This is a genomic window from Gordonia sp. VNK21 (assembly GCF_046098115.1).
Classification (GTDB): domain Bacteria; phylum Actinomycetota; class Actinomycetes; order Mycobacteriales; family Mycobacteriaceae; genus Gordonia.
In genome coordinates this window covers 1-9430 of sequence record NZ_JBJURU010000019.1, presented here as the reverse complement: position 1 = coordinate 9430, position 9430 = coordinate 1, and the positions used below count along the sequence as shown (strand labels likewise).

Below are 9430 nucleotides of genomic sequence, written 5' to 3'. Positions count from 1 at the left end.
GTGCGGTTCTACGGTGAACCGATCATCATCGCCTTCAACCCGACTTATCTGCTCGACGGTCTGGCGGCGATCGGCACCGAGGTGGTCGAGTTCGGCTTCACCAATCCCGAACCGGATCCGTCCGGCGAGCGGCGTGCGGCCATCCGGCCGGCGGTGCTGCGTCCGGCCGGCGACGGTGAACCCGCCGCCGATGCTTCCGGCGCCTATCTGGCCCCGGCCAGCCAGTTCAGTTACCTGCTGATGCCGGTGCGGCTGCCGGGCTGAATCCCGTCGGCACGACGGTGACACGGCGAACCGGCGGCCGCCGCAGAAACGGCCGCCGGTAGTGGAGTAGAGGTTCGATGTTCGTCCGCGCATTGGCGTTACGAGATTTCCGCTCGTGGCCCCGAGTGGATCTGGAGCTGCATCCGGAGACCACGATCTTCGTGGGGCGCAACGGATTCGGCAAGACCAACCTGCTCGAATCGCTGTACTACCTGGCTACGCTCCGCTCGCATCGGGTGGCCGCCGATGCGCCGCTGGTCCGCACCGGCGCCACCGCGGCCACCGTCGGCGCCACCGTGCAGAACGACGGCCGCGAACTGTCGGTGGAACTGACCATCGCGGCGCACGGCGCCAACAAGGCCACGATCAACACCGCACCGGTGCGCCGGCCGCGGGAGATCCTCGGCGTGCTCCGCACCGTGCTGTTCGCACCGGAGGATCTGGCGCTGGTGCGCGGAGATCCGGGGGAACGCCGGCGCTTCCTCGACGAACTGGTGGTGCAGTTGCGGCCGGTCGCCGCCGGCGCCCGCGCCGACTACGAGCGGGTGCTGAGGCAGCGTTCGGCACTGCTGAAAACCGCCGGTGCGGCGATGCGCCGCAGCCGGTCCGAGGCCGACTCGGTGATCGCCACCCTCGACGTCTGGGATGAGCAGCTCGCACAATTCGGGGCCGAGGTCACCGCTGCACGTCTGGCCGTGGTCCGGGAGCTCGAACCGCTCGTCGGCCGGGTGTACGCGTCGATCGCCCCGCATTCGCGAGCGGCCGGGATCGGCTACCGTTCGGCGGCCGGACCGGACGTCGACGCCTCTCCCGGCGGAGACGATCAGATTCCGGTGATCCGCGAGATCCTCGCCGAGCGGCTCGCGCAGATGCGGACCAAGGAGATCGACCGCGGTCTGTGCCTGGTGGGACCGCACCGCGACGACCTGCAGCTGAACCTGGGCAGCGAGCCCGCGAAGGGCTTCGCCAGCCACGGGGAGTCGTGGTCGCTGGCACTGTCGCTGCGGCTGGCGTGTGTGGATCTGCTGCGCGCCGACGGTGTGGAACCGGTGATCATGCTCGACGACGTCTTCGCCGAACTCGATGCCGCGCGCCGGGAGAAGCTGGCCGAGGCGACCGGCGGTGCGGAACAGCTGCTGATCACCGCGGCCGTCGTCGACGATCTACCGGCCGGACTGGGCGGCCGCCGGATCGCTGTCGGTACCCACGAGCATGATGGAGTCCGCAGTTCACAGATCATCGGCGACAGCCTCGCCGGCGACCAGGCCCCAGAAGCTCAGGCCCCAGAAGAGCAGGTCGCTGGAGAGCAGGTCGCTGGAGATTCCGCACCACCGGAGGAGGAACCGGCCGATGACTGATCAGGCGGACGGCGACCAGCCTGCGGTCACCGGCTACGAGATGGCGCGCAAAGCGCTCGAGGAGGCGCGGGCGGCGGCCAAGGCCGCGGGCAAACCCGTCGGCATGGGCCGCAACGGCCCGGTCAGGAGCACCCGGCGCCGCGGTGACCGCTCCCGGCGCAGCTGGTCGGGCGCGGGCCCGGACAGCCGCGACCCGCAGCCCCTCGGGCGGCTGACCGGCCGCATCGCCCGGGAACGCGGCTGGGGCGAGAAGATCACCGAGGGCACCGTGTTCGGGATGTGGGAGTCGATCGTCGGCCCCGACATCGCGGCCCATGCCCAGCCGACCACCCTCGACGAGCGGGTGCTGCACGTACGGGCCGAGTCCACCGCGTGGGCCACGCAGCTGCGCTACATGCAGGCCCAGATCCTGGCGAAGATCGCCGCCGCCGTCGGCGACGGGGTGGTGGTGTCGATGCGCATCGTCGGACCCAAGGCACCGTCGTGGCGGTTCGGGCCGCGTCACGTGAGCGGTCGGGGACCGCGGGACACCTACGGCTGACGGGCCGCATCCGGGCCCCGATCCGGCAGCGACCTCAGAGCCGCGATACGCCGCCAGAGCCGACACAGCCATATCGGGACCTATCTTGGTGTCGATTCGGCCACCTGTGAGGCATTCAGCGCATGGCTTACCCCGCTTGTGAGCGGGTTCGAAGTACACTGGTCGCAAGTGTTCTCTATGAGAAGGAGCGGACGCGTCCCGTGGCCGACAACAACAAAGCGTCGAAGAAGCCCCGTAAGGCCGAGTCCGGTGAATACAACGCCGACTCCATCAGCATCCTCGAAGGACTCGAGGCGGTCCGCAAACGTCCCGGCATGTACATCGGTTCCACCGGTGAACGCGGTCTGCACCACCTGATCTGGGAGGTCGTCGACAACTCGGTGGACGAGGCGATGGCCGGCTACGCCAGCCGCGTGGACGTCACCCTGACCGCCGACGGCGGTGTGGAAGTGGTCGACGACGGCCGCGGCATGCCGGTGGGCATGCACGCCACCGGTGTTCCGGCCGTCGAAGTGATCATGACCCAGCTGCACGCCGGCGGTAAGTTCGACTCCGACTCCTATGCGGTGTCCGGCGGTCTGCACGGTGTGGGCATCTCGGTGGTCAACGCGCTCTCGACCAAGGTCGAGCTGGAGATCAAACGCGACGGTCACCTGTGGCAGCAGACCTACAACAACGCCGAACCGACCAAGCTGCAGAAGGTCGGCGACGCCACCGGCACCGGCACCACCGTCCGGTTCTGGCCGGATGAGGGCATCTTCGAGACCGTCGACTTCAACGCCGAGATCGTGGCCCGCCGGCTGCAGGAGATGGCCTTCCTCAACAAGGGCCTGACCATCACGCTCACCGACAACCGCATCACCGACGAGGATGCGGCGGCCGAGGCCGAGGCCGAGGGCGACGCCGCCGAGGAGATCCAGAGCGAGACCGCCAAGGCCGAGAAGGTGGCCCGGGTGCGCACCCGGACCTACCACTACCCGGACGGTCTGGTCGACTACATCAAGCACCTCAACCGGACCAAGACCTCGATTCACAACACCGTGATCGGCTTCGGTGCCAAGGGCACCGGGCACGAGGTGGAGATCGCGATGCAGTGGAACAGCGGCTACTCCGAGTCGGTCCACACCTTTGCCAACACCATCAACACCGGCGAGGGCGGCACCCACGAAGAAGGCTTCCGCGCCGCACTCACCAGCACCGTCAACAAGTACGCGCTGGATAAGAAGCTGGTGAAGGAGAAGGACGGCAAGCTCTCCGGCGACGACATCCGCGAGGGTCTGGCCGCGGTCATCTCGGTGAAGGTCGCCGACCCGCAGTTCGAGGGACAGACCAAGACCAAACTGGGCAACACCGAGGTCAAGAGCTTTGTGCAGAAGGCCTGCAACGAGCACCTCGGTCACTGGTTCGAGGCCAATCCGGCCGAGGCCAAGGTGATCGTGAAGAAGGCCGTCGATTCCGCGCAGGCGCGCATCGCCGCCCGCAAGGCCCGCGAGCTGGTCCGCCGCAAGACCGCCACCGACCTGGGCGGCCTGCCCGGCAAGCTCGCCGACTGCCGCAGCAACGATCCCAGCAAGTGCGAGGTCTACCTGGTCGAGGGCGACTCGGCCGGCGGCTCGGCCAAGCAGGGCCGGGACAACATGTACCAGGCGATCCTGCCGCTGCGCGGCAAGATCATCAACGTCGAGAAGGCCCGCATCGACCGCGTTCTGAAGAACGCCGAAGTGCAGTCCATCATCACCGCCTTCGGCACCGGCATCCACGACGAATTCGACATCACCAAGCTCCGCTATCACAAGATCGTGCTGATGGCCGACGCCGACGTCGACGGCCAGCACATCGCCACCCTGCTGCTGACCCTGCTCTTCCGGTTCATGCGGCCGCTGATCGAACAGGGTCACGTCTTCCTCGCGCAGCCGCCGCTCTACAAGCTCAAATGGCAGAAGGGCGCCGACCCGGAGTTCGCGTACAGCGACCGGGAACGCGATGCGCTGCTCGAATCGGGCCGCGCCGCGGGCAAGAAGATCAACACCGACGACGGCATCCAGCGCTACAAGGGCCTCGGCGAGATGAACCCGAAGGAGCTGTGGGAGACCACTATGGATCCCGAGGTGCGCATCCTCAAGCAGGTCACCCTCGACGACGCGGCCGCCGCCGACGAGCTCTTCTCCATCCTGATGGGGGAGGACGTCGTCGCCCGCCGCGGTTTCATCGCGCGCAACGCCAAGGACGTCCGCTTCCTGGACGTGTAGTCCGAGCACAGTTCCCGGCCATGCCATCCCACCTGTCGACGGGCCAGCGCGCTGCGCACTGAGCCCGGTCGAGACCAGAAAGAGAATTCATGAGCGACGAAACCGACCTGCCGGACAACGACGGCTCCGGTGACCGCATCGAGCCCGTAGACCTCGGGCAGGAGATGCAGAACAGCTACATCGACTACGCCATGAGCGTGATCGTGGGTCGCGCCCTGCCGGATGTGCGGGACGGCCTCAAGCCGGTGCACCGGCGTCTGCTCTACGCATCGTTCGACGCCGGCTTCCGCCCGGACCGGGCCTACGTCAAGTCCGCTCGCCCGGTCTCGGAGACCATGGGTAACTACCACCCGCACGGCGACAGCTCGATCTACGACGCCCTGGTCCGTCTGGCCCAGCCGTGGTCGATGCGCTATCCGATGATCGACGGCCAGGGCAACTTCGGTTCCCGCGGCAACGACGGCGCGGCCGCCATGCGTTACACCGAGGCCCGGCTCACCCCGCTGGCGATGGAGATGCTGCGCGACATCACCGAGGAGACCGTCGACTTCATCCCCAACTACGACGGCAAGACCGAGGAGCCCACCGTGCTTCCGTCGCGGGTGCCCAACCTGCTGATCAACGGCTCCGGCGGTATCGCCGTCGGTATGGCCACCAACATCCCGCCGCACAATCTGCGCGAGGTGGCCGAGGCCGTGGTCTGGCTGCTGGAGAATCCGGAGGCCGACGACGAGGCTACCCTCGAGGCCTGCATGGCGGCCATCAAGGGACCGGATTTCCCGACCGCCGGCCTGATCGTGGGCAGTCAGGGCATCCGGGACGCGTACACCACCGGCCGCGGCAGCATCCGGATGCGCAGCGTCGTCGACATCGAAGAGAACAAGGGCACCACCACCCTGGTGGTCACCGAACTGCCGTACCAGGTGAACCCGGACAATCTGATCGCGTCGATCGCCGAACAGGTCGGCGACGGCCGGCTCAAGGGCATCAGCAAGATCGAGGACCATTCGTCCGACCGTGACGGTCTGCGCATCGTGGTGACCCTGCGCCGCGACGCGGTGGCCCGGGTGGTGCTCAACAACCTGTACAAGCACAGCCAGCTGCAGACCAACTTCGGCGCCAACATGCTCTCGATCGTCGACGGCGTACCGCGCACCCTGCGGCTCGACCAGATGATCCGGCTGTACGTGACCCACCAGATCGAGGTCATCGTGCGGCGCACCCGGTACCGGCTGCGCAAGGCCGAGGAACGCGCCCACATCCTGCGCGGTCTGGTCAAGGCGCTCGACGCCCTCGACGAGGTCATCGCGCTGATCCGGGCCTCGGCCAACACCGACGCCGCCCGCAGCGGCCTGATGGATCTGCTCGACATCGACGAACTGCAGGCCGACGCCATCCTGGCCATGCAGCTGCGCCGGCTCTCGGCCCTCGAACGGCAGAAGATCATCGACGAGCTGGCCGAGATCGAGCGCGAGATCGCCGACCTGAAGGACATCCTGGCGCGGCCGGAACGCCAGCGGGCCATCGTCCGCGACGAGCTGATGGAGGTCGTCGAGAAGCACGGCGACGACCGTCGCACCCGGATCATCGCCGCCGAGGGCGATGTAGCCGACGAGGATCTGATCGCCCGCGAGGACGTGGTGGTCACGATCACCGAGACCGGCTACGCCAAGCGCACCAAGACCGACCTCTACCGCAGCCAGCGGCGGGGCGGCAAGGGCGTCCAGGGTGCGGGTCTGAAGCAGGACGACATCGTCGCCCACTTCTTCGTCTCGAGCACCCACGACTGGCTGCTCTTCTTCACCACCAAGGGCCGCGTGTACCGGGCCAAGGCGTACGAGCTGCCCGAGGCCAACCGAACCGCGCGCGGTCAGCACGTGGCTAACCTGCTGGCCTTCCAGCCGGAGGAGCGCATCGCGCAGGTGATCCGCATCAGCGGCTACCAGGATGCGCCGTATCTGGTGCTGGCCACCCGCAACGGCCTGGTCAAGAAGTCGGCGCTGGACGCCTTCGACTCCAACCGGTCCGGCGGCATCGCGGCGATCAACCTGCGCGGCGACGACGAACTGGTCGGTGCGCAGCTGTGCAGCGCGGACGACGATCTGCTGCTGGTGTCGAAGAAGGGTCAGTCGATCCGTTTCCACGCCGACGACGAGACGCTGCGCCCGATGGGCCGGCAGACCTCCGGTGTGCAGGGCATGCGTTTCAACGAGGCCGACGAGCTGCTCAGCCTCAACGTGGTGCACGAGGACACCTTCCTGCTGGTGGCCACGTCGGGTGGCTACGCCAAGCGCACGGACATCGAGGAGTACACGGCGCAGGGCCGCGGCGGCAAGGGCGTGCTCACCATCCAGTACGACCCGAAGCGGGGCGAGCTGGTGGGCGCGATCATCGTCGACAACGACACCGAGGTGTACGCCATCACCTCCGGCGGCGGGGTCATCCGCACCATGGCCAAGCAGGTTCGCAAGGCGGGCCGGCAGACCAAGGGCGTGCGCCTGATGAACCTCGGCGACGGCGACAGCCTGATCGCGATCGCCCGGAACGCGGACGAACCGGACAGCGACGACGAGACCGGGGACGGCGAGTAGCGCGGAACCGGCCGCACATACCGGGGAAGAGGCTGCTGAGCCGTTAGGGTTGGTAGCGATCAGCCTTGTTGCTCACAGTGAGGATGCTTTGTGACCACACCGAACGAGCCCGACGGTGACAAGCCGGAGAGCGGTCGGGTACCGCCCCCGTGGAAGCGCGGGGAGAAGACCGCGGCCACCGGCTTGACCGCTGGGGACGTCGCCAAGGCGGCCGGCGCTCTCGGGCCGGATGCGCCCGGTAGTGGACCGCTGCGCGGTGCCGTCGGGCAGGAGGGCGCCGCGGGCGCACCGACCCGGGCGATGCCCGCGGGTGGCGGTGCGTCCCAGCGTGAGCCGGGCCACGGTGGTCAGACGCCCACGTCCGGTACGCCGGATCCGGCGCCGGCCCGTCCCACGGCCGGACAGGCGGCGGGCGGCGCCTCGGCAGGGCCACCGTCCGGGGGCGTCGCGCAACAACCGGGGAAGCCGCAACCGGGGAAGCCGCAACCGGGCAATGCTCAAGCCGGGAATGCTCAAGCCGGGAATGCTCAAGCCGGCGGTGCCCAGCCGGGTAAGACCCCGCCCGCGGGCAAGACCCCGCCGACCGGGCCGTCGGGAGCGGGCAAGCCTGCAGCCGGTAAGCCCGCGGCCGGCGGTGCCCCGCAGGGCGCACCGGCATCCGGACCCCGACCGTCGCAGACGTCCGGCAAGCCCCCGCAGACCTCGGCCAAGCCCCCGCTGGGCGGCGGGCTGGTCACCGGATCCGCGGTCACGGGAGCCGCCGCTGCCGGTACCGGGAGTACGCCGGCCGCCGCCGGGTCGGCCGAGAAGGGCCGGGCCGCCAAGGGCGCGGTTCCCGAGCATCTTCCCGGTGATGTGAAGCCGGATCTCGATGCCATCCACCATGTGGGATCGGCCGACGATCGCGCATCGGTGCGGCACATCCCCGCGTCGGGTATCGGCACGCCGCTGCGCGCGGCGGTGCAGGTGCGCCGGGTGGATCCGTGGTCGATCTTCAAGGTCACCGGGGTGCTGGCGGTCGTGGGCTTCTTCGTGTGGATGATCGCGGTCGCCGTGCTCTTCGGCATCCTCGACGGTATGGGTGTCTGGGACCAGATGAACAGCAGCTTCGGCACGCTGGTCACCGCGGACGGCTCCAGCAGTGGCGGTGATCTGATCAGCGTCGGACAGGTCTTCGGTTTCTCGGCCCTGTTCGGGGTCTTCGCGGCGATCCTTCTGACCGCCCTGGCCACCATCTCCGCCTACGTATACAACGTCTGCGCCGACGTGGTGGGCGGCATCGAAGTGACCCTCGCGGACCTGGATTGACGAGGCCTTGACCTGCCGTTTTGTTTGTCACGGCGGGGTCGGGTAATCTTCAATCTCGGTTCACGGGCCTATAGCTCAGGCGGTTAGAGCGCTTCGCTGATAACGAAGAGGTCGGAGGTTCAAGTCCTCCTAGGCCCACCACGATCTCCCTCCGGTTCCCACCGGTACGGGGCCTTAGCTCAGTTGGTAGAGCGCCGCCTTTGCAAGGCGGATGTCAGGAGTTCGAATCTCCTAGGCTCCACGCGCGATGCTACGAGGCCCCGAACACGCTTTTCGTTCGGGGCCTCATGGCATCGAATACAGCACTGTGGCGCGAGGATGTCGGAGCCTCCTGAGCTTGCGCACGGCGTATTCAGTTCTTGCGGTAACCGTCGGCGATCTGCTGAAGGTCCTCGTTCACTTCTTCGGGCGTGTACGGGCGCGTCATCGCCGGGCGCGGCGGGAGGTCCTGCAGCTCGTCGGGCATGAACGGTGCCCGTCGCCGCCACTGGCAGAAGTAGGCGTGGGCCATCTTCAGCTCGTCGGCGGGGCCGCCGCCCTCGAACCGGGCGACGATCTCCGTACGCGTCGCGTTCTCGTGGAACGTCGCGGTGGCGATGGCCGAGATCGTCTCGAAAGTCAGGCCCGGCCACATCTTCACGCTGTCGCTGGGTGGGTTGCCGTTCTCGATGAAATAGTTCTTCCGCCAGAGGTCGAAGGGTCCGCCGACCGGACAGCCGTGGGGTCCGTCGACATAGAGAGGACCCCGCTGTTCTGCACTCATGGCGCAATGATCGCAAGCAGCTCTGACAACCATTCTCGCCGACGCAGGCATCTGCGAGCAGTTCGGTCGCCCGATCATCGACAATCAGGCGGTGGCCTTCGAGCTCGCCGATCTCGCCGTCGCGATCGACGCCGCGCGGCTGCTCGTGTGGCGTGCCTCGACCATGATGCGTCGCGGGACCGGCTTCCCCCACGCAGAGGGCAGCATGTCGAAGCTTAAGGCCAGCGAGGTCGCGGTACGTGCGACGTCGTCGGCCATCCAGATCTTGGGCGGCAACGGCTACACCCGCGACTTCCCGGTGGAACGGTGGGCGCGTGACGCCAAGATCTTCACCATCTACGAGGGCACCAGCGAGA

At 67.9% G+C, this 9430-nt stretch carries 6 protein-coding genes, 2 tRNA genes and 2 pseudogenes; 9 read left to right on the top strand and 1 reads right to left on the bottom strand.

The features are described 5' to 3' along the window. The 8 genes and pseudogenes from ACJMNC_RS16660 to ACJMNC_RS16625 form a co-directional block, all read left to right on the top strand. Positions 1–264 (top strand): annotated as a pseudogene (locus ACJMNC_RS16660) (DNA polymerase III subunit beta); the annotation flags it as partial. A gap of 77 nt (positions 265–341) precedes the next feature. Further along, complete coding sequence (gene recF, locus ACJMNC_RS16655) at positions 342–1622, top strand: DNA replication/repair protein RecF (RefSeq protein ID WP_408949077.1); 1281 nt, start codon at positions 342–344, stop codon at positions 1620–1622. Beyond that, positions 1615–2163, top strand: a complete 549-nt coding sequence (locus tag ACJMNC_RS16650; protein ID WP_408949076.1) for a DUF721 family protein — start codon at positions 1615–1617, stop codon at positions 2161–2163. The genes recF and ACJMNC_RS16650 overlap by 8 nt, the downstream gene beginning before the upstream one ends. A 200-nt stretch (positions 2164–2363) precedes the next feature. After that, the gene (gene gyrB / locus ACJMNC_RS16645; protein ID WP_408949075.1) at positions 2364–4412 is read left to right on the top strand and encodes a DNA topoisomerase (ATP-hydrolyzing) subunit B; all 2049 of its coding nucleotides are present in this window, start codon (positions 2364–2366) and stop codon (positions 4410–4412) included. 89 nt (positions 4413–4501) lie between these two features. After that, the gene (gyrA, locus tag ACJMNC_RS16640; RefSeq protein ID WP_408949074.1) at positions 4502–7003 is read left to right on the top strand and encodes a DNA gyrase subunit A; all 2502 of its coding nucleotides are present in this window, start codon (positions 4502–4504) and stop codon (positions 7001–7003) included. Between the two features lie 90 nt (positions 7004–7093). Beyond that, positions 7094–8311, top strand: coding sequence for a DUF3566 domain-containing protein (locus tag ACJMNC_RS16635; RefSeq protein WP_408949073.1), 1218 nt, complete (start codon positions 7094–7096; stop codon positions 8309–8311). Positions 8312–8375: 64 nt separating this feature from the next. Then, positions 8376–8452 (top strand) — tRNA-Ile (locus tag ACJMNC_RS16630). A 27-nt stretch (positions 8453–8479) separates the two neighbouring features. Then, positions 8480–8552 (top strand) — tRNA-Ala (locus tag ACJMNC_RS16625). Between the two features lie 111 nt (positions 8553–8663). On the opposite strand, the gene ACJMNC_RS16620 is transcribed toward ACJMNC_RS16625, so the two are convergent. After that, on the bottom strand, positions 8664–9074 hold the full coding sequence (locus ACJMNC_RS16620; protein WP_408949072.1) for a hypothetical protein: 411 nt from the start codon (positions 9072–9074) through the stop codon (positions 8664–8666). A gap of 55 nt (positions 9075–9129) precedes the next feature. Here ACJMNC_RS16620 and ACJMNC_RS16615 point away from each other — a divergent pair. Next, positions 9130–9430 (top strand): annotated as a pseudogene (locus ACJMNC_RS16615) (acyl-CoA dehydrogenase family protein); the annotation flags it as partial.